The sequence below is a fragment of the Gracilimonas sp. genome (genome assembly GCF_017641085.1).
In the GTDB taxonomy this organism is placed as follows: domain Bacteria; phylum Bacteroidota; class Rhodothermia; order Balneolales; family Balneolaceae; genus Gracilimonas.
Genome location: NZ_JAEPPI010000003.1, coordinates 762,390 through 788,476, shown reverse-complemented (window position 1 = coordinate 788,476; position 26,087 = coordinate 762,390). Strand labels below are relative to the sequence as shown.

25 protein-coding genes are annotated in these 26,087 nt (G+C 43.9%); 16 read left to right on the top strand and 9 right to left on the bottom strand.

What is annotated here, in order from left to right; genetic code table 11:
* The first annotated feature begins 11 nt into the window (after positions 1-11).
* The 3 genes from JJ941_RS14490 to JJ941_RS14480 all read left to right on the top strand — a co-directional run bounded on the left by JJ941_RS14490 (position 12) and on the right by JJ941_RS14480 (position 5,859).
* Positions 12-3,119 carry an efflux RND transporter permease subunit gene (locus JJ941_RS14490; protein WP_290966725.1) on the top strand — a complete coding sequence of 1,036 codons (3,108 nt, stop codon included), beginning with the start codon at positions 12-14 and terminating at the stop codon, positions 3,117-3,119.
* Positions 3,120-3,213: 94 nt separating this feature from the next.
* Entirely contained in the window at positions 3,214-4,161 is a 948-nt protein-coding gene (locus JJ941_RS14485) for a hypothetical protein (RefSeq protein ID WP_290966722.1), read from the top strand.
* A gap of 57 nt (positions 4,162-4,218) precedes the next feature.
* On the top strand, positions 4,219-5,859 hold the full coding sequence (locus JJ941_RS14480; protein ID WP_290966719.1) for a beta-N-acetylhexosaminidase: 1,641 nt from the start codon (positions 4,219-4,221) through the stop codon (positions 5,857-5,859).
* Positions 5,860-5,926: 67 nt separating this feature from the next.
* Here JJ941_RS14480 and JJ941_RS14475 read toward each other — a convergent pair whose 3' ends face one another.
* The gene (locus JJ941_RS14475) at positions 5,927-7,003 is read right to left on the bottom strand and encodes a calcium/sodium antiporter (protein WP_290966717.1); all 1,077 of its coding nucleotides are present in this window, start codon (positions 7,001-7,003) and stop codon (positions 5,927-5,929) included.
* Positions 7,004-7,172: 169 nt separating this feature from the next.
* On the opposite strand from JJ941_RS14475, the gene JJ941_RS14470 reads away from it, so the two are divergent.
* From JJ941_RS14470 to JJ941_RS14440, 7 genes are all read left to right on the top strand, one after another.
* Positions 7,173-8,456, top strand: a complete 1,284-nt coding sequence (locus tag JJ941_RS14470) for an amidohydrolase family protein (protein WP_290966714.1) — start codon at positions 7,173-7,175, stop codon at positions 8,454-8,456.
* Between the two features lie 34 nt (positions 8,457-8,490).
* Positions 8,491-9,015, top strand: a complete 525-nt coding sequence (locus JJ941_RS14465; RefSeq protein WP_290966710.1) for a hypothetical protein — start codon at positions 8,491-8,493, stop codon at positions 9,013-9,015.
* A gap of 134 nt (positions 9,016-9,149) precedes the next feature.
* Positions 9,150-9,446 (top strand): hypothetical protein, encoded by a 297-nt coding sequence (locus tag JJ941_RS14460; protein ID WP_255135006.1) that lies wholly within the window; start codon positions 9,150-9,152, stop codon positions 9,444-9,446.
* A gap of 100 nt (positions 9,447-9,546) precedes the next feature.
* Positions 9,547-9,867: a metalloregulator ArsR/SmtB family transcription factor gene (locus JJ941_RS14455; protein WP_290966705.1), complete on the top strand. Its 321-nt coding sequence runs from the start codon at positions 9,547-9,549 to the stop codon at positions 9,865-9,867.
* 10 nt (positions 9,868-9,877) lie between these two features.
* On the top strand, positions 9,878-10,417 hold the full coding sequence (locus tag JJ941_RS14450) for an SRPBCC family protein (protein ID WP_290966701.1): 540 nt from the start codon (positions 9,878-9,880) through the stop codon (positions 10,415-10,417).
* Between the two features lie 15 nt (positions 10,418-10,432).
* A complete protein-coding gene (locus tag JJ941_RS14445) occupies positions 10,433-11,017 on the top strand; it encodes a hypothetical protein (RefSeq protein ID WP_290966698.1) in 585 nt (194 codons plus the stop codon).
* 50 nt (positions 11,018-11,067) lie between these two features.
* Positions 11,068-11,745 (top strand): class I SAM-dependent methyltransferase, encoded by a 678-nt coding sequence (locus JJ941_RS14440; RefSeq protein ID WP_290966695.1) that lies wholly within the window; start codon positions 11,068-11,070, stop codon positions 11,743-11,745.
* A 25-nt stretch (positions 11,746-11,770) separates the two neighbouring features.
* Here JJ941_RS14440 and JJ941_RS14435 read toward each other — a convergent pair whose 3' ends face one another.
* The 6 genes from JJ941_RS14435 to JJ941_RS14410 all read right to left on the bottom strand — a co-directional run bounded on the left by JJ941_RS14435 (position 11,771) and on the right by JJ941_RS14410 (position 16,916).
* Positions 11,771-13,531 carry a T9SS type A sorting domain-containing protein gene (locus tag JJ941_RS14435; RefSeq protein ID WP_290966692.1) on the bottom strand — a complete coding sequence of 587 codons (1,761 nt, stop codon included), beginning with the start codon at positions 13,529-13,531 and terminating at the stop codon, positions 11,771-11,773.
* A gap of 136 nt (positions 13,532-13,667) precedes the next feature.
* Positions 13,668-13,910, bottom strand: a complete 243-nt coding sequence (locus JJ941_RS14430) for a hypothetical protein (RefSeq protein ID WP_290966690.1) — start codon at positions 13,908-13,910, stop codon at positions 13,668-13,670.
* A gap of 47 nt (positions 13,911-13,957) precedes the next feature.
* Positions 13,958-14,599, bottom strand: coding sequence for a sigma-70 family RNA polymerase sigma factor (locus tag JJ941_RS14425; protein WP_290966687.1), 642 nt, complete (start codon positions 14,597-14,599; stop codon positions 13,958-13,960).
* Positions 14,600-14,708: 109 nt separating this feature from the next.
* Positions 14,709-15,428 carry a flavodoxin family protein gene (locus tag JJ941_RS14420; protein WP_290966684.1) on the bottom strand — a complete coding sequence of 240 codons (720 nt, stop codon included), beginning with the start codon at positions 15,426-15,428 and terminating at the stop codon, positions 14,709-14,711.
* A 127-nt stretch (positions 15,429-15,555) separates the two neighbouring features.
* Entirely contained in the window at positions 15,556-16,455 is a 900-nt protein-coding gene (gene folE2 / locus JJ941_RS14415; protein ID WP_290966682.1) for a GTP cyclohydrolase FolE2, read from the bottom strand.
* A 29-nt stretch (positions 16,456-16,484) separates the two neighbouring features.
* Positions 16,485-16,916 carry a 6-carboxytetrahydropterin synthase gene (locus JJ941_RS14410; protein ID WP_255135017.1) on the bottom strand — a complete coding sequence of 144 codons (432 nt, stop codon included), beginning with the start codon at positions 16,914-16,916 and terminating at the stop codon, positions 16,485-16,487.
* 351 nt (positions 16,917-17,267) lie between these two features.
* Between JJ941_RS14410 and JJ941_RS14405 the strand changes: the two genes are divergently transcribed.
* The 6 genes from JJ941_RS14405 (at position 17,268) to JJ941_RS14380 (ending at position 24,393) form a co-directional block, all read left to right on the top strand.
* The gene (locus JJ941_RS14405; RefSeq protein ID WP_290966677.1) at positions 17,268-17,663 is read left to right on the top strand and encodes an ATP-binding protein; all 396 of its coding nucleotides are present in this window, start codon (positions 17,268-17,270) and stop codon (positions 17,661-17,663) included.
* A 9-nt stretch (positions 17,664-17,672) separates the two neighbouring features.
* On the top strand, positions 17,673-17,960 hold the full coding sequence (locus JJ941_RS14400) for an STAS domain-containing protein (protein WP_255135019.1): 288 nt from the start codon (positions 17,673-17,675) through the stop codon (positions 17,958-17,960).
* A gap of 76 nt (positions 17,961-18,036) precedes the next feature.
* Complete coding sequence (locus JJ941_RS14395; RefSeq protein WP_290966673.1) at positions 18,037-18,558, top strand: sigma-70 family RNA polymerase sigma factor; 522 nt, start codon at positions 18,037-18,039, stop codon at positions 18,556-18,558.
* 104 nt (positions 18,559-18,662) lie between these two features.
* Positions 18,663-20,282, top strand: coding sequence for a hypothetical protein (locus tag JJ941_RS14390; protein WP_290966669.1), 1,620 nt, complete (start codon positions 18,663-18,665; stop codon positions 20,280-20,282).
* A gap of 141 nt (positions 20,283-20,423) precedes the next feature.
* Positions 20,424-23,372 (top strand): hypothetical protein, encoded by a 2,949-nt coding sequence (locus JJ941_RS14385; RefSeq protein ID WP_290966666.1) that lies wholly within the window; start codon positions 20,424-20,426, stop codon positions 23,370-23,372.
* 16 nt (positions 23,373-23,388) lie between these two features.
* Positions 23,389-24,393 carry a PrsW family glutamic-type intramembrane protease gene (locus JJ941_RS14380; RefSeq protein ID WP_290966663.1) on the top strand — a complete coding sequence of 335 codons (1,005 nt, stop codon included), beginning with the start codon at positions 23,389-23,391 and terminating at the stop codon, positions 24,391-24,393.
* Between the two features lie 180 nt (positions 24,394-24,573).
* Here JJ941_RS14380 and arsB read toward each other — a convergent pair whose 3' ends face one another.
* The gene (gene arsB / locus JJ941_RS14375; protein ID WP_290966660.1) at positions 24,574-25,611 is read right to left on the bottom strand and encodes an ACR3 family arsenite efflux transporter; all 1,038 of its coding nucleotides are present in this window, start codon (positions 25,609-25,611) and stop codon (positions 24,574-24,576) included.
* Between the two features lies 1 nt (position 25,612).
* On the bottom strand, positions 25,613-26,059 hold the full coding sequence (locus JJ941_RS14370) for a DUF6428 family protein (RefSeq protein WP_290966658.1): 447 nt from the start codon (positions 26,057-26,059) through the stop codon (positions 25,613-25,615).
* Positions 26,060-26,087 lie beyond the last annotated feature (28 nt).

The window sequence follows — 26,087 nt, the reverse complement described above, 5'->3', positions numbered from 1 at the left end:
GCCTTTCGATCATGCCTATTACAGAAACTTCGATTAAACGTCCCGTTGCCACCTCGATGGTCTTCCTGATCATCATTACCCTTGGAGTAATCGGGTTCAGGTTCCTCCCCGTAGATTTGCTTCCCCCTATTGAGTATCCGCAGCTTACCGTTGCTACTGAATATCCAAACGTGGGGCCCGAAGAAATTGAGCAAATCATTACTGAACCTATTGAAAATGCCCTTGCCGGTGTTCCCGGAGTAGAAAGAGTTCGTTCGAGCTCCAGTGAAGGACGAAGTAGGGTTACCCTGGAGTTTGCCCAAAGCATTGACGTTGACGTAGCCTCCAATGATGTACGGGCTGCACTTGACCGGGTCAGGGATAACATCCCTCCCGAAGCAGAACCTCCCCGTATCTGGAAGTTTGACCCAAATAATTTTCCTATTGTCATTGTTGGCGCCAACTCCGATATGGATCTTGCTAAACTCACTGTTGTTTTAGAACGGGAGGTAACCAAACGCTTTGAACAGATAAACGGAGTTGGATCTATCGATATTTGGGGCGGTATAAACCGGGAAGTAAAAATCGATATAAAAAGAGACCGGCTTATTGCAAGTGGTTTGTCGACAGCTGAAGTACAACAGGCTATCGCGAGGGAAAATACCAACCTTCCCGGAGGTAATGTTAATTCCGGACTGCAGCAGTTATATGTTCGTACGCTGGGTGAATATGAATCCATCGAGCAAATTGCCAACACCGTAATCACCACTATCGACAATAAGCCAATTCGGGTTAAAGACGTTGCAAATGTATCATTTGGATACCAAGACCTGGATCGGGTGGTTTCCATTGATAAAAAGCCGATGGTTCGGTTTGGAATCCGTAAACAGACGGGCGCTAACACCGTGGCTGTAGCTGAAAACATCCGTAACGAAGTCGAAAAAATTAACAGCGAGAGAAATGACCTGAATTTATTTGTTACTACCGACCAAAGTGAATTTATTCAAAGCTCGATCGACAATGTTCAGAACTCGGCTATGTGGGGAGCGTTACTGGCTGTTGTAGTTCTTTATGTATTTTTCCGCAATGGATCTTCAACCTTTATCATCGCGGTAGCCATCCCAATTTCGATTATTGCAACTTTTGCCCTGCTCTACTTCAATGATCTGACGCTGAATCAAATGAGTTTTGGCGGACTTGCACTCGGGGTGGGTTTAATTGTCGATAACGCCATTGTAGTACTCGAGAATATTATCAGGCTCCGGGAAGAAGAAGGCGAAGATTTAGAGACAAGCGCTCTGATTGGCACCAAGCAGGTTGCAGGTGCTATCGTAGCCTCCACCCTCACCACCTGTGTAATATTTTTACCAGTCGTATTTATGCAGACAGTTTCAGGACTGCTGTTCCAGGAACTGGCACTGGTTGTTGTCTTTGCTCTCGTATGTTCATTGGTTGTAGCTCTAACGCTTGTTCCAATGCTTTCAAGCCGGTTCCTGACTATAAAAAAAGGTGCTCATAATAAGAAAGGAGCCTTTCAGCGCTTTTTCACAAAACTGGAAACCCGCTATTCTTTGGTTCTTGAGAAAACCCTTTCACATAAACCCGCCGTATTTGGTGTAACAGCCGTACTTGTAGTTAGCAGCTTCCTGTTGATACCCATCATTCCGGTTGAACTGGCACCCCAAACAGATGCCGACGAAATTGATATCGACCTTGAAATGGCGGATGGTACAAACATTGCTGTACAGAATTTATACCTCAAAGAATTAGAGGAAATCGTTCGGGCTACGCTTCCCATGGAGGATGTGGAATATTTCACAACGGAAGTGAGAGATGGGCGTGCCGAGGTTGAGATAGCTATGGTACCCCAGTCTGAACGTAGTCAAAGCACTTCCGATCTTGCTGCTGAAATCCGAAAAAATCTCTCCGGTAAAGTTCCGGGAGCAGACATCCGTGTGGATGCACAATCCGGGCTGTGGATATTACGCCGCGTATTTGGTGGAGGAGGTGGCGAAGATGTACAGTTCGAACTTCGGGGCTATGACATTGAAAAAGCCTATGAGCTGGCTCAGGATATAAAGCTGAGAGTTGAGAAACTTCCCGGAATCGTTGAAGTGCGGGCGGGAAGAAGTGAAGGCACCCCTGAAGAACGTATCCTTTTTGACCGTGATAAAATTGCCGACCTGGGACTTTCAGTCCGTGATGTGGCTCAGGTCGTTCAAACAAATATCGGAGGCAGCCGGGCTGGTTCCTACCGTGTGGGGGGCGATGAATACCCGATTACCGTCCGCCTTCAACCCGAAGACCGGCTTGGAACACTCGATATTGATAATATCTCGATACGCACACCCGATGGCGGAGTACTTCCCGTTTCCTCAGTCATTAAAAAACAAAGAGGGCGCGGCCCGGAAGACATCAACCGTATCAACGGACAGCGGGTAACCAATATCACCGCAAACCTTCAAAGTGGCGTAGCTTTAAGTGAAGCTGTGGAAGCCATAAAAGCAGAACTCATCGACTATCCCCTACCCGATGGATTTAACATTGTGTACGGCGGAGAATACGAGGAGCAGCAAAAAGCAGCTAACGACTTTTCAATGGCTGTCATCATGGCTCTTATTCTAATCTACATGGTAATGGCCGGGCAGTTTGAACGATTCTTTGATCCACTTGTGGTAATGTTTTCCGTACCGCTGGCTATGATCGGTGTAATTCCCGCTCTCCTGTTAACAGGTACGACCATCAACATTCAAAGCCTGATGGGAATGATCATGTTGATTGGCATTGTAGTAAATAATGCAATTGTTCTGGTCGACTACATCAACCTGATGCGGCGGGAGAAAAACATGCCGGTTTTAGAAGCCGTTATAGAAGCCGGACGACTCCGTCTCCGCCCTATACTTATGACTACCCTGACCACCGTGTTAGGTCTCCTCCCTCTTTCCTTTGGGTTGGGCGCCGGGGCTGAAATTCAGGCTTCCCTGGCACGTGTAGTTATCGGTGGGTTAACCGCTTCTACCTTGGTTACCCTGGTGTTCATTCCGGTAGTATATGTAAGTACCGCGAAGTTCCTGGAAAAAGCAAAAGCCATCAGCTGGAATCCATTTGGCACTTCAAATGAAGTAGAATTAGCAAAATAGCTATTTGTTGAAATGTTCTTTCTATTCTGATAGTTGATTTGGTGAGGTCTTAGTTATATCCTCACTGAATCAATTATCACTTCATCCATTTCCTATGAGCTCCTGGACCTTAAAATCCATCCCTCCCCACGATTGGTTTCTCTGCCTCGATATCGAGTCTTACTTTGATCACGAACACGAACCTGAAAAAATATTTGAGGAAGGATTCACCCGTCCTATCCCCGTTGGCGAAACCGATGCTATTGTAACCGTCTTTTTCAACGGCGATCCTGAAAGCCCTGAGTTTCACATTGAATCGCAAGAGTCGCTCTCGAAAGAGGAAATTGCAGAAGCAAACAAAAGCCTGACCAAGATCTTCGGTACCGATATGGATCTTCGTCCTCTTTATGATCAGGCTGAAAATGACCCGGTTCTCGGCGACAAACTCACCAACCTGTACGGGTTAAAGCGCATGACCCGCGCCAATTTGTTCGAAGATATCCTGTACCGGATTGTACAAATGCAGATGAACCATAAACCCACGGCCAAGAAAATGATGTACAAAATCCGGGAAACTTATGGAACGGCTCTAATGCTTGGGAAGAAATCGCTGCCCGCCTGGCCCCGCCCCCATCAGCTGATGAAAGCCGATCCTGCCAACATTCGAAAATTAGGCCCCACTCTTCGCAAGGGACAGTATCTGGTTGGTCTTGCAAACGATATTGTTGCCGGAGAAGTGGATATGGAGCACCTGAGCATCTGCGATCCACAAACCTGCTACGATGAACTCACGAGTATTAAGGGAATTGGTCCCACCTCCGGGCAGGATTTAATGATGATGCGTGGACGCACCGATGCCGTTTTCCCATCCAACAAGAAAAGCGGGGAAGAAAAAGGGCTTCGCCGGTGGATTATCTGGAGCTATGGAGAAGATCCGCACAACACTTCGGAAGAACGGTTTCAGGAACTCATACAAAACTGGAAAGGCTTTGAAGCCTCGGCCTTGGAGTTTTTGTATGCAAATTACATCCTCAAAGAAAAAGAAGAACAAGCCAAAAAATAAAAAGTCTATAAATGCTATCTTGTCGGTCAAAATTACTGAACACAGACCTGACAGATTATGAAAAAGGCATTAATTGGCGCTCTTCTCCTATTTACCGTTCAATCCTTATACGGGTTCCAGGCAGAGCCAACCGTTTCCATCATTCCCAAACCTGTTTCAGTGGAATACGGAGACGGACTTTTTGAACTGGACAGACTTACCACCATTCATCTCTCCGAAGACACCGAAGAAATGCATTTTCTGGGCGAGTATCTGGCTGATTTACTTTACTCGGCTACCTGGATGGATCATTCCATCTCTTTTGAGGAAACCCGAACCGATACGAATACGGCTGTTTTCCTGGTCATAGACGAGGATAATGAGATTAAGCACCCGGAAGGATATATGCTGTCGGTTACGGAAGATGAGGTCAGAATTTCAGCTCGGGAAACCGCTGGTCTTTTTTATGGCATACAGACTCTTCGCCAGCTTTTTGATCCTGTTATAGAACATAAACTCCCTTCGCTGGCTCCTAACAATCAGGAGTGGGCACTGCCGGTTGTTACCATTAAAGATTATCCCCGGTTTCAGTATAGAGGTATGCACCTGGATGTAGCCCGCCACTTCTTCCCCACCGATTTTGTAAAGAAATACATCGACCTGCTGGCCATGCATAAAATGAACCGCTTTCACTGGCACCTGACCGAAGACCAGGGCTGGCGGATCGAAATCAAGAAATATCCCAAACTGACCGAAATTGGTGCCTGGAGGGATTCAACCCTGATTGGCCGATACGGAACAGGTATTTATGATAATGTGCGATATGGTGGATTTTACACCCAGGAAGAAATCAGGGAAGTTGTTGCCTACGCTGAGAAACGAAATATCACCATTATCCCGGAAATAGAAATGCCGGGACATTCTTCAGCGGCATTAGCGGCTTATCCTCAGTTTGGGTGTTTTGAAAAAGAATATCACGTGCAACCTACCTGGGGAATTTTTGAAGATATTTATTGCCCCAAAGAAGAAACTTTTGAATTCCTGGAGGACGTATTAACTGAAGTGATGGAGTTATTCCCAAGCACCTACATTCACATTGGCGGAGATGAAGCTCCCAAAAAACAATGGGAAGAAAGCCCGATTGCACAGGAAGTAATAAAGCGGGAAGGCCTGAAAGACGAGCATGAACTTCAGAGTTATTTCATCAGCCGTATTGAGAAGTTTTTAAATGAGCACGGCCGGCAGATTATTGGCTGGGATGAAATACTGGAAGGTGGATTAGCTCCCCGTGCCACCGTAATGAGCTGGCGGGGTGAAAAGGGCGGTATCGAAGCGGCTAAAATGAGTCACGATGTCATCATGACTCCCTGGGGCTCCAACTATTATGATCATTACCAAGCCGAACCGAAAACAGAGCCACTGGCCATTGGCGGATTTACTACCCTGAAGGATGTTTATTTCTATGAACCTATTCCTGAAGAACTCTCTGCTGAAGAAGCCAAGTATGTGTTAGGAGCACAGGGGAATGTATGGACGGAATACATGCATTCCGGAGACAAGGTAGAATACATGGCTTATCCAAGGGCTGCTGCTTTATCCGAAGTGCTATGGACTCCCGTAGAAAATAAAAACTGGCTGGAATTCTGGTCGCGATTACAAACCCATTTTGAGCGGTTGGATATTTTGGAAGTTAATTACGCGCCGCATTACAAGAGGTAGAAATATTTTAGATTGATTTCTCGAATCAGGATTTTGCAAGTTTTCTTTTTCTATAGTCAGTCAATTACTAAAGAGCTCTCTTCCTGTAATCGGTTATGAACTTAACAACGATCAACAGAACTGTAAGTGGGATGATAATCCAAATCATCGCCCACTCCATGGTTTCTTTATATGGATTCTGCATAGCTATAAGTACAAGGTAGGCCATGTACGCAGCGTAATAAAAGAGGAACCCGACGGCTTCCGGCCTTCCCAATTCCTTAGCCGGCCAGAAAAGCGGTAAACAGGCCACTGCAACAATCACCATAAACGGTAAGTCGAGCCTGATGGCATCCATGGATACGTCTAATGCTCCGGGTGCAACAATAATGGTCAGGCTCAGGGTAAGCAGGATGTTGTACAGGTTACTCCCCATCACGTTGGCAACGGCCGTATCAGAATCATCCCGCCTAACAGCCGAAAGAGAAGTAGCTACTTCGGGGAGTGATGTACCGATGGAAACGATCGTAAGCCCTATAATAAGCTCGGAAATACCAAGGATACCGGCAATTTCTACAGCTGACTCCACCATCCATCGGGAGCCCATCACAATAAGTACCAATCCTGCCAAAAGCAGAAAAATATACTTCCCATAAAAAAGTGTGGTTACAGGCTCGTCCAAGTCCGGTTGTTCTTCTTTATTTAGCTTATTATTCCGGCGATCTTTTTTGATTTGGCTGTACATGAAAATAGAATAGGCAACCAAAGCCCCGAAAATAATGAGTCCATCCACCGGGGTAAGTAAACCATCCATGGCTAAAACATAAAGCAGGATGCTGGCTCCAATAACTACAGGGACATCAACTTTGATAATCCGGTTTGTTATCCGGAGTGGCTTCACTAATCCTGCAATTCCAAGAATCAATAGGATGTTCGCAATGTTACTGCCCAAAATATTTCCCAAAACAAGGTCCGGTTTGCCTTCGGCAGCAGCTTGTAAACTGATGGCCAGCTCAGGGGCGCCGGTTGCAAAAGCTACGACCGTCAACCCCATTACAACCGGAGATACGCTCCAGGCCAAGCCAAACTTATCTACCGATTTCAGGAACAATTCTGCTCCCACAATCAGCGTAACTAACCCTATGATGAATAATAAAACCGTCATTGTTGATGAATTTTCTTTTTTCTGAAACCGACTAAAACTACCACAAAAAACACTCTAAAACGTATGATGAACCGCTAAAATTTGTTTCAATCTTACACATGTCTCTAACTCTTTTCTTTAGGCTCATTTACCTATATTGCGCCACACTACCTAACCAAATATACTTCCTATGAAATTCCGCCATATTATTTTCACATTCTTCATTTCACTTCTGATTTCTTCTTCTGGATTTGCTCAACGAACTATCATCCATGCGGGTACACTCATAGACGGAGTTTCGGATGAAGCCCGGAGTGAGGTCAGCATCATTATTGAAGACAACAAGATTATTGCAGTTGAAAACGGATATGTTTCCGGGAACAGAAATGATGAGGTGGTGGATCTGAAATCCAAAACCGTAATGCCGGGACTCATCGACCTGCACGTTCACCTTGAAAGTGAAACTAGTCCTCAAAAGTATTTAGAACCCTTCACCTTCGATGATGCCGATAAAGCCTTTCGCTCGGTTCAGTACGCCAAAAGAACGCTAATGGCAGGATTCACGACCGTACGGGAACTCGGTGGCTCGGGCGTAAACATTGCGCTTCGGGATGCCATTAAAGGAGGATATGTGGATGGCCCGCGTATCATCACAGTAGGAAAATCACTCGCAACTACCGGGGGACATGCCGACCCTACCAACGGCTGGAAAAAAGACCTGATGGGAAGTCCGGACCCGATTGATGGAGTACTGAATGGTGTGGCAGAAGCCCGCGAAGCCGTTCGTCAGCGATACAAGAACGGTGCGGATCATATCAAGATTACAGCGACCGGTGGAGTCTTGAGTGTGGCTAAATCCGGAGATGCTCCTCAGTTTTTCATGGACGAACTGACTGCTATTGTTGAAACAGCTAACGAGTATGGAATGCACGTGGCTGCCCATGCCCATGGAGCTGAAGGTATGAAACGAGCGGTTGAAGCCGGAGTACGTACTATAGAGCACGGAACCAAGATGACTCCCGAAGTCATGGACTTGATGATTGAAAAAGGAACCTATTACGTCCCCACTATTTCAGCCGGAAAATGGGTCGCCGAGAAAGCAAAGGTTGATGGATACTATCCTGAATTGGTAGTGCCTAAAGCCCTTGAAATCGGCCCGATGATACAAAACACCTTCGCTGATGCCTACAAACGCGGGGTAAAAATTGCTTTCGGTACCGATGCCGGAGTTTTCCCACACGGTCTGAATGGAAAGGAATTCAAATACATGACCGAGGTTGGGATGCCCGCTATGGAAGCCATTCAAAGTGCTACTATGACAGCGGCTACCGTTCTGGGAATGGAAGCTGAAATCGGCTCTATTGAAACCGGTAAACTGGCTGATATTGTTGCTACCGATAAAAACCCACTCGAAGATGTAACAACTATGGAGCGAGTTTCTTTTGTGATGAAAGATGGTGTGATTTATGAATGAGTAATTAGCAGCACCATGTAGTCTTTTATTTTATATGATAAATAATAATTCCAAAAAACGACTCATTAACCGACTTCAATGGAATTTCCAGGTCGAGGGAATGAATGTAGTCATGTTTTTTGGAATTACGATCTTTCTCAACTTCCAGTACTCTCTGTCCGACATCCTTTTCTTGTCTTATGGATTATTTGTGATGTGTTTTATCCTGTTCCAGGGCACCTATTATTGGTGGATAAAGTATTCCGTATTAACAGAACGGCCGGTTTTTAAAAGTACAGCCCTCTCCCGATTCAGGAGTTTCAAGAGTCAGAGCCAACTTATGATAACGCTGATACCTGTAGTTCTGATCATTCAATGGTTAGTTTCTGGTAAAACCCTATCGACCGATAATCTCATAGGCTGGGCGGTTTTCGCAAACCTGTTTGGGGTGTGTGAATACATCAACTATTACCATAAACAACTGATGTACGATAACCGGAATGACCTGAAGTATTTGCTTCAACACCGGAAACTTAAAGAAGCTTCGCTCCATAAAGATCTCAGGGAAAATAAAATTTGATCCTGCAGTCAATTGACGTCAGGGCCTCTTAACCGGGAGTTTAAATCGATTATGAATAATCGGATGATTTCGCAAAAGTCCGCCCAATTTTGTAAGATGTTTAAGCACATTCACTTTCACTTAACCATGGAGTTATGACGGTAGAAGCCATTAAAGAACAGCTTAAGACAGCCAAAAACCCGGTAGCCAAATCTTTTCATATCGGAGATCACTTTAAAGTTCTCTTATTTGGCTTTAATAAAGGAATGAAGCTGGAAGACCACAAAGCCCATCACCCTACCAAGTTGCTTGTTTTGGAAGGTGAAGTGATTTACCACCAGGAAAAGAAAGACATTCGCCTTAAAAAGCATCAGGAAGTGGACATACCGGCTGAAGTGTCCCATTCTGTAGCCGCTCTTGATGATGCCATAGTGCTACTGACCCAAGGTTAATTTACTGGCTTTACCCGTCCTTCGCCCCTGCTCCATACGGAAACAATTCACGACAGTAAATTTAATTTGCGTAACCAATTAGTTACTTAAATAAATTTCTATGTCACAGGATGTTTTCCAGGCCATTGCTGATCCAACCCGCAGGCAAATCATAGACTTGCTTGCCGGTCAGTCGCTCCCCGTAAACGATGTAGCCGAGAAGTTTGATATGAGCCGCCCTGCCGTATCCAAACATTTGAAAATTTTGAATGAATGCGGTTTAGTGGTAATCAAACAACAGGGGCGCAAACGCTTTTGCAGAGCCGACACCCGAAAGCTGCAGGATGTGATGGAATGGACACAACGCTACCGCAAGTTCTGGAATAAAAAACTGGATACCCTGGAAGCCCTGCTGAACGACATCGATGAAACCTCAAGTTAATGGAGCAGCTATGAACAATAAGAAAGGTGTATTTATCGAACCGGGAACTGTACGTTTTGAACGGCTGTTGCCCGGCCCTGCTGATCGAGTTTGGGAATATCTAACCAGGTCTGAATTGAAAGCAAAGTGGTTGTCGGCCGGTGATGTGGAGACAGAGGTAGGTGGGAAAGTTACCCATGAATTCAATCATACACGGTTATCTCCGGAGGAAGATTCGTGGCCGGAAAAGTATAAAGATCTCAAAGACGGAGATACTTCTCATGGTGTGGTGACACAATGTAAACCGCCTCATTTATTAAGTTATACCTGGGCTGAAGGTGATGGTACCGGCTCTGAGGTTACTTTTGAACTTTTCCCGGAAGGTGAAAAAGTGAGACTGGTTTTGACGCACCGGCAATTACCGGATGAAAAAGAAGTGCAACTGGGCGTGGGCGCAGGCTGGCATACACACCTTGGAATTTTGATAGATTTACTGGAGGGAAATACCCCTCAGGGATTCTGGAAAGTCCATATGCCTTTGGAAAAAGAGTATGAAAAGTTACTGTCCTGAAAGAAGTATTATCCAATGATTTGGAAAGTAGTAGAACTGGAGTCCGGAGAAAACAATCAACGATTCAGTATTTCAAAGGACGGAGTTAAGATTTCAAATCAGCAATTTCTCATGCTGTTAAAGAATGAAGCACCCTTTCGATCTTTCTATACTGAATACCTGATCAGCTTGGGTTACGAGGCCTTTTTCTGGGAGAACAAGCCCATGATGACTGCCAACCTGCAGCAGGATTACCAATGCAATGTACTTAACAGTGAATTTCTCGCTAAAAAGTCACCTGACTTTCACACCTTCAGCTCCTATTTCAAAAAAGACCGGGACGTGGTCAGTTTTAAGAATTTAGGAAATGATGCCCAACTCATTGCTCCCTGCCCTGTTGATGAGCGTCCGGGATATGCTCATATCGGTACCTTTATCCGTGAAGCGCCGGAATCACAAGTCCATAAGCTTTGGCAATGTACCGGCACGGAGATGTTAGATATCATCGGAGAAGAACCGCGATGGCTGAGTACTTCAGGCTTAGGTGTTTTCTGGCTGCACATTCGAATCGATTCGGTTCCAAAATATTATCAAACCAAAGAGTACAAATCCGTTGGCTAAATTAAATCAGCCGTCACCAACTCTTTCAATTCCATTTTGTATTATCTGCGATGGAACCCAAAGAACTTTCGGAACAACTAAAGAAACCAACCGGCGAGAACGGGCTTGAAGTTGCCAGGGCTTTAAACGAATCGAATCAGGGACTCTACGATCTGGCTTTTAAACTTCTTGAGCTGAAACCCAACCAGAACATACTTGAAATCGGCTTTGGAAATGGAAACCATTTCTCTCAATATCTTCAGATTGAACCTGAGCTAATCCTGACCGGCGTTGATTATTCTGCCGACATGTGTGAAGAAGCCAAAGCTCGCAACGCAACTCTGATTGATGAAGATAAGCTTACCATCCACTGTGCTGAAACATCTGCTCTCCCCTTCAGCAATGACGAATTTGATGTAATTATAGCACATAACGTTATTTATTTCCTCAACCCACCTGAACCACATCTTCGGGAAATTAAGCGGGTACTGAAACCTGGAGGTATCTTCCTGATTGGATACCGGCCCCGGCATAGCATCGAACATCTTGAATTTACCCGGCATCATTTTGTGCTGTATGAGGCAGATGAACTCATCCAACTGATGAAGACCAACGGTTTTATGATTGCAGATCAGCATACCAACAGCTATCAAAAGTCGGTGGTGGATGGGACTTCATTTCAGGTAACTGATGCTTGTCTGCTGGTGAAAAAGAAAACGCCTTCGTCCACTACAGACAAAGGCGTTTAAATTTCTAATACGCTTTATGATCAGCTTATTTAATAAGCATCATCTTCCTTGTAAGCTGCTTGCCACCCGCGGTTGATAACCTGTAAATATACACCCCGCTCGAAAGGTTGGATGCATCAAAGCTAACAATTTTTTCTCCTGCCGACTGATTTTCTCTAACCAGAGTTGCCACTTTTCTACCCATTACATCAAATACTTCCAACTGCACAAAATCGCTTTCGGCCAGGCGATAACTGATTTGGGTAGTTGGATTAAACGGGTTCGGGTAGTTCTGCTCCAGTGAGAAGTTTACAGGCCGATCGTGTAACTCATCCTCATTGCTCACCAGCGTTGTAAACTGAAAGCGTGTCCAGATTGGATAATGATCAGATGTGGAACTCAGGTAACTTCCAATGTACGTGGTGTTTTCTACCCGCTCAGTTGCCACGATATATTCATCCGTAAGTTCTGAGGTAATTGTTATATGGTCGATGAAAGAGCCGGATGCCTGGGAAGCAAATCCTCGTTCTTCAAGACTTTTGGTAATGATGGTATATTCTTGATCCTGATCAAAATTATCATAGGGTGAGTCCTGACCCGATGTAATAGATCCCTCAATAGTATCATTGTAATCACCTAAAAAGATAACATTATCGGCTTCTCTTTCACTGTCCAGGTATTGCTTAAGTTCGGCTGAAGCATTTTCTCTCTGGTCATAGGAATTGAAATCATCAAATGCTTTTGCGTGAATATTGAAAGCATAAATCTCCCGTGTTTCTCCTTCTACAGTAGCATTGAACCGGAAGAATAATGGATAGCGGCCATTTGCCCAGTTCGATTGTGTCATCCCGGAGGTAATCATTCCCGAATCGAGCGAGTCAATAGTGGTACGCTTAAAAACAAAGGCTGTTTTTTGGGTTTGGGAGAAATCTGCCATAAAACCACCATAACCTTCCAACCCGGCAATCAGGTCCGCAAAGGCAGCCGTATTTGAGATTTCCTGGAAGGCGTATAAATCGGCGTCCACCTCGGTAATCACCGTTGCTACATTCGCCATTTGCTCGGCTTCATCATCAGGGCCGTTACTGGCCGACCCAAACCAATTAATATTCCAGGTTGCTACTTCAAAAGTCTGGTCTTTGGAAACCTCTTCCCCGGGATATTCAAACGGATCTGCATTTAAATCTTCGGTATCGCGTGGCAACAACTGAAATGTGTCTCTGAACCTTCCTACAACACCCACAATGGTGGTAACGCCTTCAGGCGCCTCGGCTCCAACCAGATTGGTAAAACGGTCGATACGCAGCTCCCCGGTTCCGGTATTATCGGAAATGTCGTAATTCGTGTTCCCTTGTAAAGACCCGGTGTGATCAATATCCACAATCATGGAAACCAGCTGACTTTCAAAGTCACCGGAATTCATTTCTTCAACGGAAATTTCCACAGGAGTGGTTTTATGAGTAGAGTCGGGGAAAAACTCCCAGGAAGTGGCATTTACCACCTGTAACAGATCATTAAAAAAACCAATCTCACCCGTTACAACAATGGAATCTCCCCGCTGTACGTCCAGCGTAAATTCTTCCCGCATGTTGTCATAATCAAACCAGGCAATGGCCCCGGTTTCATCCTGAAAATAAACGGGTCCTGAAAATTCATCGGTTACCGTCACATGCCCCGAAACGGTTACGGTAGTTCCTTCGGCCTGCTCACGGGCTTCAGAAATCGGAATGGGATCTTGGGCAAAAAGAGAGCTTACTGAAAAAAGAAGAGCAAAAAGAGTTAAAAGCGAATACTGAGTTTTCTTCATTGGGAACAGGATGGTTTGATGAATATTTAATCCTTAAAGATAGGACTTTTCAAAACCGAGTGCATATCCGGTATGTATTCTCCTAAACTAAGCTGTTTAGAAGTTTAGAATGCCCGGTTCATCCTTTATCGCACTCTTACTGATACACTTCCAGGTTCTCCATTGCCTTTAACAGGGCTTTATACTCTTCTCTGCATTCTCCGCATTTCTCCAGGTGCTCTTTAACCAGCGGCTTGGCTTTTGCGGGAGATTTCCCCAACAGCTCCATCTCGGCAAACTCGTGAATCTCATCAAAGCATTCCCCACATCCCAGCTCATGCTCATGCGTAGCCTTTACGCTGCTTACTAATATTTTTATGATCTGTTTATTCAATTTCATTTTTATATATCTCTTGCCTTAACCTGATGAGTTGACGCTTCCATATCTTACATCTCCTCCAAAAGTTTTTCCGGATCAATGCCTTCCAGCTCCAGACTGTTTTTCAACTTCAAACGAGCATCATGTACCAGCTTATAAATCGCATTTCGGTTCGTATCCATTTTATCAGCCACAACCGTTAACGGTATTTGATCTATAATTAAATACTGAAGCACCGTTTTTTGTTTTTCGGTGAGTTGTTCGTTCATCACTTTCATCACCTTCTCAACGGCCATCGACTCGTGTGCAATTTGATCGGGCAAAGCTTCTTTCTCTTCAATCTCAACCGCATGCTCTTTCTCTCCTTTTGGATTCACGTAATCATGCAGGGAAATATCATCGTATCGTTTCCTCCTGAGCTCGGTATAGCCTTCTCTCACTGCTATTTTCATGGCCCAGGTTGTGAATTTACTCTCTCCGCGAAAGGTATCCAGCTTGTCGAGAATTTTCAGAACGGAATCCTGGGCTATGTCTTCCACAAAATCGCCCAGATTTTTATCAACGTACTTATACAGAGAGGCTTTTAATCCCCTCACCAGGTAGGCTCTCAGCTTTGAAATGGCTGCATCTTCCGGCGGCGGAGACAGCGCTTCAACCCATTCCTCATTTGTAAAAGAAGAAGCTGATTTCTTTTTAAACCAATTAAACATCCGGTAAAACCTTAAAGACTATGCGCACAAATGTCGCAGCCTGATGAAAATTCAAGACTAATTTACTGGATGTCTATATCATTTCACAACCCAATATTCGTTCGTCAAGCTACCGGTATTCCGGGTTTTCAAAGTTCCACCGAGTGCCATCATCCCACTCTTTTCTCGAGTTTCCATAAGCGGGATACCCGCCGTGTTCCTTGAGCATTTTTGCCAAATGAAGCAGGTTATAGGTCATAAAAGTGGTATTTTTCTGGGTAAACTCGTTATCAAAACCAACAGGCCCATCTTCACTTTTATCTCCATAGCTTGGTCCGGGACCGGCTTCCCCGATCCAGCCTGCATCCGCCTGTGGGGGAATGCTGTACCCGATATGCTGCAGGGCGTATAATACACCCATCGCACAATGCTTTATTCCGTCTTCATTTCCGGTAACCAAACACCCACCGGCCTTTCCATAAAACAGGTACTGCCCTTTGTCATTTTGCTTGCCGCTCATAGCATAAAGCCGTTCGATAAGTTTGGTAGCTACCGATGATTTTTCTCCCAGCCAGATCGGTGTTCCTATGATTAGTATATCTGCAGCCTTCACCTTTTCCCATAGCTCCGGCCATTCATCTTTCTCTGCTCCCTGCTCTTTCATATCAGGATACACACCATAGGCTACATCATGATCAACCAGACGGATACATTCAGCTTCCACCCCCTCTTTCTCCATGATGTTCATAGACACATCAATCAGCTTTCGGGTATGACTTTCTCTGGGTGATTTTTTCAACGTGCAGTTTATATATAAGGCCTTCAGGCTGGAAAAATCAGGATTTGCCATTGTTATTGATTTGATTGGAGTTGATACCTGGGATTTGATGGGCTATACATTGAAAACCTTACTTCATAATCACAAAAAAAGCCCCGCTCTTTATGGAACGAGGCTTAGTTTAACAAAACAACTCCGGTTATCTCAAACCATTCGGGAGTCCTTTACAAATTCTGCTCACCGCATCATGGCTGTGCAAGCTTTCCATGTGTACGCAACGGACTACAAAATCACGGATACTGTTGTAGCTGTCCAATTCATCGTAAAGCAAACGAGCTGCATCTTCCACGAACTTTTGATAAGCTCCGTTCAGTTCTGCAAACGCTTGTTCGTCTTCCCTTTTCACCATAACCTGTGTTTCGGTTTGCAGGGCTGTGCGACAGATATTGACCAAATCCTCTACGAAAAACTCATCCTTCAGCGCTACCGTCACATTAGCCACACTTCGCTGGCTGTGAGGTATGGCAGCTACTTCACGGGTTTCACGAGCATGTTCAGACAACTCGTACGAGCACGGGCATGCACTGCTGTACTCAAAATCGAGGTGCATGTATTTCTGAAACTGATTGTAGTTGTCCAGCCGTCCCTCAAAGGAAACCTTGTAGTACTGGTACCCTTTCATGTCGGAACGCAGACTGTCTTTGAGCAGCGGATAGTTGAAGCTGACTCTCAAAAATGATTCCTGGCTTTCTAAATCATCTTTGTATGCCCGTAAAATTTCTTCAAGTCGGTCGAGATGAAAAACCTTATCCTGAAACTTATAAAAGGTGCGCATGATCCGACTCATGTTAATCCCTTTCTTATCCATTTCAAGACTTACGTAACCATCTACAGAAGCCTCAAGCGTTATAGGTTCGCCCTCTCTTCTTCTGAATTTAAGCGGAAGCTTGAAATTGGAAATCCCCACCTGCTGTATTGGGACATTTGCCCCTTCAATTAAAGAAGCCGGACCGTTTTGTAAATCGGGCAGGGATTCTTTGTATTCGTCCGTTACCGTGAAGGTAGGGTCATAAAATCGTTGTATTTCATTCTTAATCATATCTCTAACTGCTAATGATGAATAGTCTGTTATAGTCCTCTGTACGGACAATATTCGGCAATATTTCGTTCGGTTTCGTACAGCTTAACCTTGTACAACTTTCCGTCTTTGGAACAGGCGGCTTCTACATCGGGGCGCAATTCGTCGAAAAAAGCACGAACCAGATTTTCTGTTGTGGGAATGATTCCCTGCAAAAAATCCACATCCAGGTTCAGGTTTTTATGATCGCAGGGATCCAGAACCTTCTCTTTTATAATGGATTTTAATTTACCAAGATCAATGGTGTACCCCGTCTCCGGATCAGGCTCACCGGTTACGGTAACCTCAATTATATAGTTATGGCCATGCCAGTTTGGAAGGTTACACTTACCAAAAGTTTCCCGATTCCATTCCTCACTCTTGTCGGGATTATGAAGCCGGTGAGCGGCATTAAAATGGGCTCTGCGTGTTACAAACGTCAATGTTCTGTACCTAAAAATTTCATGTTGTTTGGTTAGCTAACATCTGGAAAATTGAAACAGTTCTGCAAGTAGAAATATTTTTTACGAAAAACCATCCGCTCCTACGCAGAGCATCAGTGCGGGCACTTATCAAAACTTCAGAGTAAATACTATTCAGCGGATCCGTTAATCCTGTAAATCATAGTTCAGAACCCGGGCAAGAGCTCTGTTTACAAGGCAAACAAGTTACAAGCCCTCATTAACACCTCAATGTATTATTTAGAGTACATTTTATGCAATAATTTTATATATACACTCTCATATTAAGGTTTTCCGGGTGGTATAATTTTGACATCTCTGCTTATGAAAAGTATGGGCACTTTCAAACGGGATACGAGTGAATTAGATAATATCTTCGATTTCCTTAAACAAAACTGGGCTGGTTATGAAGTTGACGAAAATGATCAACGAAAGATTGAATTATCTGTTGAAGAAATTTTCATGAACATGGTGCGCCATAACCCGAATGCAGAGTTTGATATTAAACTAATAGTTGAAAAAAAGAATCGTAAGATTATATTAAGCCTGAGTGATTTTGAAGAAAAGCCATTTGATATAACTCAAGCGAAAGGCGTTGACTTTGAGGAATATTTCAGGAAAAAAAAGTCCGGGGGATTGGGTATTCACCTGGTTAAAGAAATTATGGATGATATCAAGTTTGTTCATCGGAACGGGATATCAACCATTACAATCACAAAATTGATTTAGGGTTTTTACATGCTGAAGATTGAAGAAGTAAGTGAAAACGAGTTAAAGTTTATTGGTGAGTTTAGTGCAAGTCAGGAAAGCATTGCTTCTGATAAGCTTTCTGAGCATGAAGAGACTTTGACCATAGATATGGGGGAATTAAAATACATTTCAAGCATGGGGTTAGGGGTGTTGGTAAAAACAAACCACAGGCTGAATGAAAACGGGCACTCGCTCAGGTTAAAAAACCTGAACAGCCATATTAAAGATATTTTCAAATTTACCCGCCTTGATCAGGTATTCGATTTAATCGATTAGGTAAGGCGCGGCCTGTAAAGCAGGCCTTTATTACAGCTTTCAACGACTGAAAGCATTTTCCTAACTAATACATGTTATGGCTGATGTAGGTGACTATGATCTTATCAAACGTTGTCTGAATGGGGACAATAGTGCTTTTGACCTTTTGGTAAAGCGTTATGAGCGCCAGATGTACAGAACAGCATGGGGTATTGTTAAAAACTCAGATACAGCCAAAGATATAACCCAAACTGGATTTCTGAAGTGCTGGAAAAAGCTGCATACCTACAACCCTGATTTTAAATTTTACAGCTGGCTGTATCGAATAATGGTAAATGAGTCTCTTAATCACCTAAGAAACAAAAAAACACATTCCAGCCTGTCACTGTATCATAGCAGCGGGGAAAATCCCTATTTGAAATTATTAAAAAAAGAAGAAAACAGAATTCTGGCGAAATGTATTGGTGAGCTGCCTACAGATTATCGGGTTGTAATCCAATTAAGACATTTCGAAGAACTAAGCTATAAAGAAATTGCGGGTATTTTGGACATAGAACCCAAAACAGTAAAATCGCGATTATACACGGCAAGAATTCAATTGCGCGAAAAACTGCTTTAGCTACTTTTTATATCAATTTTTTATCGGGATACAAAAACTTACCAACTTTTTCCAATTTGTGGTGTACTTAAAGTAAACAATACCAATTCGACAGTAGAAATTAGATGGAACAGGAGCTTATATACTTAATTCAGGCTGAAATTGACGGGGAAAACTCGGCAGAACAAAGCCTGAAAGTGAAAAAAATACTGGAAGAAGACCAGGAAGCAAAAGCTCTTTATGACGATCTATTTAAAATTTCAAAAAACATTAAAAAACTTGGATCGGAAATCGATCCTTCTGAGTCCATCTCAGCCCGGGTACAACAAGAAATAGTAAATGAATCATGGGTTTACGGGGTACAATCTAATTCTAACATCAATCATAAACATAATAATGGGGACACTATGTCTGAATCAAACAAACTATTTTCGGGTCAAAATATAGCCTCTGCGCTTGTAGGAGCTGCCGTTGCTCTTTTGGTGGTTTTTATTACCGGAATGCCACAACCAAATCAAAGTGATGTAAGCGGGACAATAGGAGGAGATCCGGTTGAACGTGCCGAAAGGTATCGTGGAACACAAATGACGCATGCAGATATTTCTCTGGATGACGAAGAATTTCAGCAGGTTTTACAAAGCGATGTTTTTATCGACTTGGTAGAATCGGGTGAACTAAAGAAGCTCTCTCAAAATGAAGCTTTTGTCCAGCTAATGGCCAGTCCTGACTTTAACCAGCTTTTTGCAAGTCCGGAATTCAATCAACTGATAGCAAGTCCTGATTTTTCTCAGCTCATGTCAGATGCCTCCTTTAGCCAACTGATGGCAAGTCCTAACTTCAATCAGTTATTGGCCAGCCCAAACTTTAATGAACTGATTGCCAGCCCGGATTTCAGCAAACTGGCTGCTAGCCCCGAGTTTAATGGGTTAATGTCATCACCGGAGTTTAAGCTGCTTACTGCCAGCCCTGACTTCAACAGACTATCATCTAATCCTTCTTTCAACTCGTTAATGGCCAGCCCTGACTTTAGTCGGCTTTTAGCATCGCCTGATTTCAGTCGTTTGGTGGCCAGTCCTAATTTTAGCCGCTTAATGGCAAACCCTGATTTTAACAGATTAACCGCTGCTCCCAATTTCAATGAGCTTGCAGCAAGCCCGGAATTTAACCGTTTGATGGAAAGTCCTGATTTCAGCAACCTGATGTCGAACCCGACTTTCAGTGAGTTAATGGCGAATCCTGATTTTAACAGATTGGTTGCAAGTCCTGGATTTAACAATCTCATGTCCAGCCCGGGCTTTAGCAGGCTTATCGCCAGTCCTGATTTCAGCCGTCTGGTTGCCAGTCCGGAATTCAGCCGCCTAATGGCCAGCCCGAATTTCAGCCGACTTATCGCAAGTCCGAACTTCAGCCGGTTAATGGCGAGCCCGAACTTCAGCAGATTGATGGCCAGTCCGGATTTTAGCCGACTGATGGCAAGCCCGAACTTCAGCCAGTTAATGGCAAGTCCTGACTTCAGCCGACTTGCTGCAAGCCCTGAATTCAATCAGCTACTGGCCAGTCCGAATTTCAGCATGCTTATGGCCAGTCCAAGTTTTAACCAACTAATGGCAAGCCCGGATTTCAGCAGATTGATGGCCAGTCCAAATTTCAACCAGCTGATGGCAAGCCCTAATTTCAGCCGACTGATGGCCAATCCTAATTTCCATAGAATGGTTGCAAGCCCTGAGTTTGATCAAAGGCTTTAAACCTCATCCAATTATTCAAACATAGAAGCTAACTGCTGCGGCAAATCAAGAATGGCCCTTTAATCGGGGTCATTCTTTTGTTTTTTAAGTCAGGGTTGATTAAATAGGTGCGGGGTTAACAAAAAATTAACGGAGTACATTTTGGGTTATGTAAGCAAATTTATTCTTGGGGGTGTCACACTCTTATTATGTCAATCCTTTGCCTTCGGGCAGTATAAAACGGTAAAAACGGAAGACCTGAACCTTGTTTATTACAATTTCGGGCACGAATACCTCATTAACCACACAATCCGAAGCTACACCAACGCACTCGATTTCCATAAAGATAAGTTCAACTACCAGGTTACTGAGCCGGTAACCGTGATAATGTCCGATTTTGGTGACTTTGCGCAGGGTGGTGCCTCAGCCGTACCTAATAATGTGATTTTGATGGGAATAGCTCCCTTCCATTATGCATACGAGACCAACCCCGCTAATGAACGAATAGGTGTGCTGATGAAGCACGAGTTGGTTCATATAATCGCTCAGGAAAAATCATCTTCAGCTGATCGTTTTTATCGTAAACTGTTTGCCGGTAAAGTTTTCCCTGATCGGGACAACCCCGTTTCTATGCTATACAGCTACCTGACGGTGCCCAGGATTTTTTCCCCAAGATGGTACCATGAAGGTATTGCTGAGTATATGACCACGTGGATGTCGGGCGGCATCGGACGAGTGATGGGCGCATATGACGAAATGATGTTCCGGACCATGGTGCGCGACTCTTCCTATATTTATGATGCCGTTGGGCTGGAGTCAGAAGGCACTACTACCGACTTTGAAGCCGGTGCAAATTCCTACATGTATGGCACCCGCTTTATGGCTTACCTGTCCCACCAATATGGACCGGAATCTTTGCTTGAGTGGGTGTCCCGGGATGACGACAGTAAACGATTTTATGCCCGACAATTCGAGCAGGTTTATGGGAATTCATTAGATGATGAATGGTCAGAATGGATAGAATGGGAAAAAGAGTGGCAGCGAAATAACCTGGCTAACATCAGAAGGAATCCGGTTACGCAGAGAAAAGTACTCTCAAAAACCCCTATTGGAGGTGTGTCTTCAGCTATCTATGCCAAAGAATTGAATAAAATTATTTTTGCAGCTGATCTACCGGGCCAGATTGCACATATCACTTTGTTAGATCCAAAAACGGGGGAAATGGAGCGTGTTGCAGATATTAATGGTTCTGCTCTCTACTTTGTCAGTTCATTAGCCTATGATGCTGACAGCCAAACGATATTCTATACCAACGATAATAACGGCTGGCGTGATTTATTTGCCGTAAATATCGAGACCGGCAACTCAAGGCAATTGATAAAAGATCTGCGCACCGGAGATTTGGTGTTCAATCCCAATGACCGATCGCTTTGGGGAGTCAGGCATTTAAATGGCATTGTATCCTTGATTCGCATCCCTGAGCCTTATACAGAATGGAACCGAGTCCATTCCATGCCTTATGGAGAAGACCTCTTTGATATCGATATCTCTCCTGACGGAAAGTATTTGAGTGCGGCTATCGGTGATGTGCAAGGCTTGCAAAAGCTGGTCATGATGAGTACCGACTCTTTAATGCAGGGGAAATTTGAGCCTGAGGAAATCTATGATTTCGAAGTGAGTTCACCCGCCAGCTTTAAGTTTTCTGAAGATGGAAAGTTCTTGTTTGGTTCCAGCTATTACTCCGGTGTATCAAATATTACCAGATATGACATCGAAAACGATCAAATGGAATGGCTTACCAATGTAGAAACCGGTTATTTCAAACCAATTCCCATTACGGATGACACCCTCATGGCATTCGAATATACAGGAAAAGGCTTCTTACCTGTACTCATTGAGAATAAGCCTGCTGAAAGAGTAAGTGCCATTAATTTTCTTGGGCAAGAAATAGTTGAAAAGCACCCCGTTGTTATAGACTGGATGCTTCCCCCTCCTTCGCCCGATAAGTATAACGTGGATGAGTTACGTACCGGACAATCGGACTACACACCTTTCTCCAACATGGCTTTGACCTCTGCCTACCCAATTATTCAGGGATTCAAGGATTATGCCGCGGCCGGAATGCGATTCAATTTCAACGACCCACTCAGGTTTCACAATTTGGGAATTGCAATATCGTATTCCCCATATTCCAGCTTGGCTGGTGATGAAAGATTCCATGCTTCTTTTTCTTATGAAGCTCAAAAGTGGAGATATTTCGGTAACTACAACGGAGCCGATTTCTATGACCTTTTTGGCCCTACCAAACAATCACGAAAAGGGTATTCCATTGGATTGGGAAGAAATTTTCAACTGATGGACGAGGTTGATAAAACGCTTACGGCTGATTTAAGTACCGCTTACTATGGTGGGATGGAACGACTGCCAAGTTTCCAGAATGTAATTACCTCTTTTTCTGAATTCGTATCTCTTTCGGGCAGTTTATCTTATAAAGCCATGTTGGCATCATTAGGAGCAGTGGATTATGAAAAAGGATGGAGCTGGGAGCTGCAGACCTATCACAATTATGTTGAAGGCACTTTATTCCCAAGGGTAAATCAAAATCTGGACTATGGAATTGCATTGCCTATTCACCACTCTTCCATTTGGCTAAGGTCTTCGGCAGGAATTTCATTTTCCCCCAGAAGGGAACCTCTTGGCAACTTCTATTTTGGAGGATTTGGTAACAACTGGATTGATTACAAACCCAGTAAAAGATACCGATCGCCGCAGGCTTTTCCCGGTGCGGATCTGAACCAGATTGGCGGTACCAATTATGGAAAACTGATGGTGGAATGGTCCCTCCCACCTGTGCGATTTAAAAGGGCCGGTTTTATGAACCTATATGCTAACTGGGCACAACTTAATCTATTTACCACAGGATTACTCACCAACATAGATGATGATACCTTTTTGCAACGATATTACAACGCCGGGGCGCAGTTAGACTTCAGGTTATCCGTCATTTCTATACTTGAATCTACCTTTTCAGTAGGTTATGCCTCTGCCTGGAACGATATTGCCGGCACCCGCAGTGATGAACTGATGATTTCATTAAGATTGATGAGATAAAATAAAATTTGCAAGCATGATTCAGGTTTTAGAGTTTAGTTTTGCCCTTCTGCCCATAGTCATTTTTCTGATTGGCATGTGGATGCTTGACAGCTTTCAGCTTATAAAAACAAGAGAAGTGATAATCACCATTCTCTTTGGATTCTTAATAGCCGGTATAACCGTACTGTTTCATGGAACCATTCTGAATAATACAGGTATTGACAGAGCGGCGTTATCCAGGTATATAGCGCCGGTTAGTGAAGAGTTTTTAAAATTTCTCCCTGTCATTTTTCTGATTGTGACTCGTAGGGTCGGGTTTATGGTAGATGCAGCAATTTTTGGCCTGGCTGTAGGAGCCGGATTCGCCATTATTGAAAACCTGTATTACCTTAGAGCATTAGAAGATGCTACTTTGATCACCTGGTTTGTACGGGGATTCGGCACAGCCATAATGCATGGTTGTACAACAGCCATCGCAGCTATTATCAGTAAGGATTTATTCGATACTAAAGATTGGCCGGCTATGATTTCATTTGTCCCCGGTTTCCTGCTCGCTGTGGTACTGCATGCTTTATTTAACATGTTTCTGCTGCCACCTACTACTTCAGCCTTACTCATCACCATTTCTTTACCGCCTGTTTTATACCTCGTATTCAAGAAAAGTGAGGCTCACACCCGCTCCTGGCTCGGCACCGGGCTCGACAGTGACATGGAACTGCTGCAAATTTTATTAGCCGGCAATATCTCACAGACAAGAATTGGAGGATATATTCAATCTATACGTGATAAGTTTCCACCAGCAGTAGTAGGCGATATTATTTGCTACTTACGCGTTTACCTGGAGCTATCCATTAAAGCAAAAGGCATTCTAATTATGAAAGACAGTGGTGTGGAGTTACCTCCCGATCCAGATGTTGAAGCTCAGTTTGAAGAACTTGAATACCTGGAATCACAAATTGGAAAAATTGGGCTTCTTGCCATCCAGCCTCTTTTAAAGATTGACAACACGGATCTATGGCAGCTATCTCTAATGCGTTAGACTATTATTTGGGCCTCCTTGCGGATGCGAACTGTACAATACTTACAAACTAATATCCGCTCCGACGCAGAGCATCAGAGCCAGTACTAATCATTGCAATCCTATCATCCTACAAATCATGGTTCAAAACCCGAAATCCACAATTAGCAGAAATCAGATAAACTACCCTCGTTACGTGTATCAGTAGCTTGCTCGCTTGCTGTTAGCAAATCTTACCAGCGATAGCATCACAGGCACTTCAATCAAAACACCAACAACGGTTACTAAAGCTGCACCAGACTGCAGTCCGAATAAAGCGATAGCCACGGCAACTGCAAGCTCAAAAAAGTTACTGGCCCCGATCATAGATCCCGGTGCACAAACCTGATACGGCAACCCGATCCACTTTCCCCCAAACCATGCGATTCCAAAGATGAAATATGTCTGGATGATCAGAGGGATGGCAATGAAGATGATATCCAAAGGCTGTGATATAATGCGTTCTCCCTGGTAAGCAAACAGCAGAATCAATGTGATCAATAATGCTGAAATGGAAACAGGTTTGAACTTTGGCAGGAAGGTTTCGGTGTACCACTGCTTCCCTTTTTTAGCGATGGCCACTTTTTGTGTCAGATAACCCGCTACTAATGGAATCACCACAAAAACGATAATGGAGGCTGCCAATGTATTCCACGGAATGATAATATCCGTAATACCCAGCAACAGACCAACAATAGGAATGAACAATACCAATATCAGCAAGTCATTTACCGAGACTTGCACCAGGGTATAATTAGGATCTCCGTCCGATAAATAGGACCATACAAACACCATAGCCGTACAAGGAGCGGCTCCCAGCAGGATTGCCCCGGCAATATATTGGTCAGCCAGCTCAGGACTCAGCCATGCAGAATACAGCTGATCAAAGAATATCCAGGCAAAGAATGCCATGGTAAAGGGTTTTATAGCCCAGTTGATGATAACAGTCCACACTACTCCTTTCGGTGACTTTCCGATCTCTTTGAGCGAAGCAAAATCAACCTGTAGCATCATGGGGTAAATCATCAGCCAGATCAAAACAGCTACGGGTATGTTGACTTTGTAAATCTCCCATCGGCTGATGACTTCGATGGAATCCCCGGCCAGATATCCTACCCCAATTCCAATTCCGATACACAGCAATACCCAAACTGTCAGGTATCGCTCAAAAAAGTCCATGGTCTTTTCTGAATTTGACATCTTAACAACAAGCCCCCGCTTTCACTTCTCTGTTTAAACTTGGTTTGCATACAGTTGGTTTTACCGACAATGCCATGATCAGTGTTTCCGAATTTTCTTTAACATCCTGTATAGAATATCGAATGGTGGGATGTTTAGAATCTCCGAACTCGATAAACAATTCGGCTTCATCTCGGTATGCTTGTTTTTCCCCCACAAGCTCGATGATCTTCAGGGCCTTGTCGGTTGTCCATTCAGCCGTATTCTCAGAGTTCTCATTCACCCAAAGCTGAATTACCGTTTCATTGTATGAGTGCTCGTTTCCACCGCAATCTACTGAATCTATCGAATGGTGTTGTATTTCGGTGATGTGAAGATCACCGGAAATCACCGTTGAGTCTGGAAGACTGAATTGCAGCTCTTTTCCTGTGTTGTTTACTAAAGTGGTTACAAAAGTTGAAGTATTCATTTTATCGTATTTTTGCGATTAATATGGG

Excerpts from the sequence above, each read along its gene's own strand:
- JJ941_RS14420 (WP_290966684.1), bottom strand. The coding sequence starts at position 15,428 with ATGGCAAATCCTGATTTTTCCAGCCTGAAGGCCTTATATATAAACTGC.
- JJ941_RS14430 (WP_290966690.1), bottom strand. The coding sequence starts at position 13,910 with ATGAAATTGAATAAACAGATCATAAAAATATTAGTAAGCAGCGTAAAG.
- JJ941_RS14460 (WP_255135006.1), top strand. The coding sequence starts at position 9,150 with ATGACGGTAGAAGCCATTAAAGAACAGCTTAAGACAGCCAAAAACCCG.
- JJ941_RS14445 (WP_290966698.1), top strand. The coding sequence starts at position 10,433 with ATGATTTGGAAAGTAGTAGAACTGGAGTCCGGAGAAAACAATCAACGA.
- JJ941_RS14465 (WP_290966710.1), top strand. The coding sequence starts at position 8,491 with ATGATAAATAATAATTCCAAAAAACGACTCATTAACCGACTTCAATGG.
- JJ941_RS14440 (WP_290966695.1), top strand. The coding sequence starts at position 11,068 with ATGGAACCCAAAGAACTTTCGGAACAACTAAAGAAACCAACCGGCGAG.
- JJ941_RS14470 (WP_290966714.1), top strand. The coding sequence starts at position 7,173 with ATGAAATTCCGCCATATTATTTTCACATTCTTCATTTCACTTCTGATT.
- JJ941_RS14380 (WP_290966663.1), top strand. The coding sequence starts at position 23,389 with ATGATTCAGGTTTTAGAGTTTAGTTTTGCCCTTCTGCCCATAGTCATT.
- JJ941_RS14485 (WP_290966722.1), top strand. The coding sequence starts at position 3,214 with ATGAGCTCCTGGACCTTAAAATCCATCCCTCCCCACGATTGGTTTCTC.
- JJ941_RS14400 (WP_255135019.1), top strand. The coding sequence starts at position 17,673 with ATGCTGAAGATTGAAGAAGTAAGTGAAAACGAGTTAAAGTTTATTGGT.
- JJ941_RS14435 (WP_290966692.1), bottom strand. The coding sequence starts at position 13,531 with ATGAAGAAAACTCAGTATTCGCTTTTAACTCTTTTTGCTCTTCTTTTT.
- JJ941_RS14395 (WP_290966673.1), top strand. The coding sequence starts at position 18,037 with ATGGCTGATGTAGGTGACTATGATCTTATCAAACGTTGTCTGAATGGG.
- JJ941_RS14450 (WP_290966701.1), top strand. The coding sequence starts at position 9,878 with ATGAACAATAAGAAAGGTGTATTTATCGAACCGGGAACTGTACGTTTT.
- JJ941_RS14455 (WP_290966705.1), top strand. The coding sequence starts at position 9,547 with ATGTCACAGGATGTTTTCCAGGCCATTGCTGATCCAACCCGCAGGCAA.
- JJ941_RS14370 (WP_290966658.1), bottom strand. The coding sequence starts at position 26,059 with ATGAATACTTCAACTTTTGTAACCACTTTAGTAAACAACACAGGAAAA.
- JJ941_RS14490 (WP_290966725.1), top strand. The coding sequence starts at position 12 with ATGCCTATTACAGAAACTTCGATTAAACGTCCCGTTGCCACCTCGATG.
- JJ941_RS14475 (WP_290966717.1), bottom strand. The coding sequence starts at position 7,003 with ATGACGGTTTTATTATTCATCATAGGGTTAGTTACGCTGATTGTGGGA.
- JJ941_RS14425 (WP_290966687.1), bottom strand. The coding sequence starts at position 14,599 with ATGTTTAATTGGTTTAAAAAGAAATCAGCTTCTTCTTTTACAAATGAG.
- JJ941_RS14405 (WP_290966677.1), top strand. The coding sequence starts at position 17,268 with ATGGGCACTTTCAAACGGGATACGAGTGAATTAGATAATATCTTCGAT.
- JJ941_RS14390 (WP_290966669.1), top strand. The coding sequence starts at position 18,663 with ATGGAACAGGAGCTTATATACTTAATTCAGGCTGAAATTGACGGGGAA.
- arsB (WP_290966660.1), bottom strand. The coding sequence starts at position 25,611 with ATGTCAAATTCAGAAAAGACCATGGACTTTTTTGAGCGATACCTGACA.
- JJ941_RS14480 (WP_290966719.1), top strand. The coding sequence starts at position 4,219 with ATGAAAAAGGCATTAATTGGCGCTCTTCTCCTATTTACCGTTCAATCC.
- folE2 (WP_290966682.1), bottom strand. The coding sequence starts at position 16,455 with ATGATTAAGAATGAAATACAACGATTTTATGACCCTACCTTCACGGTA.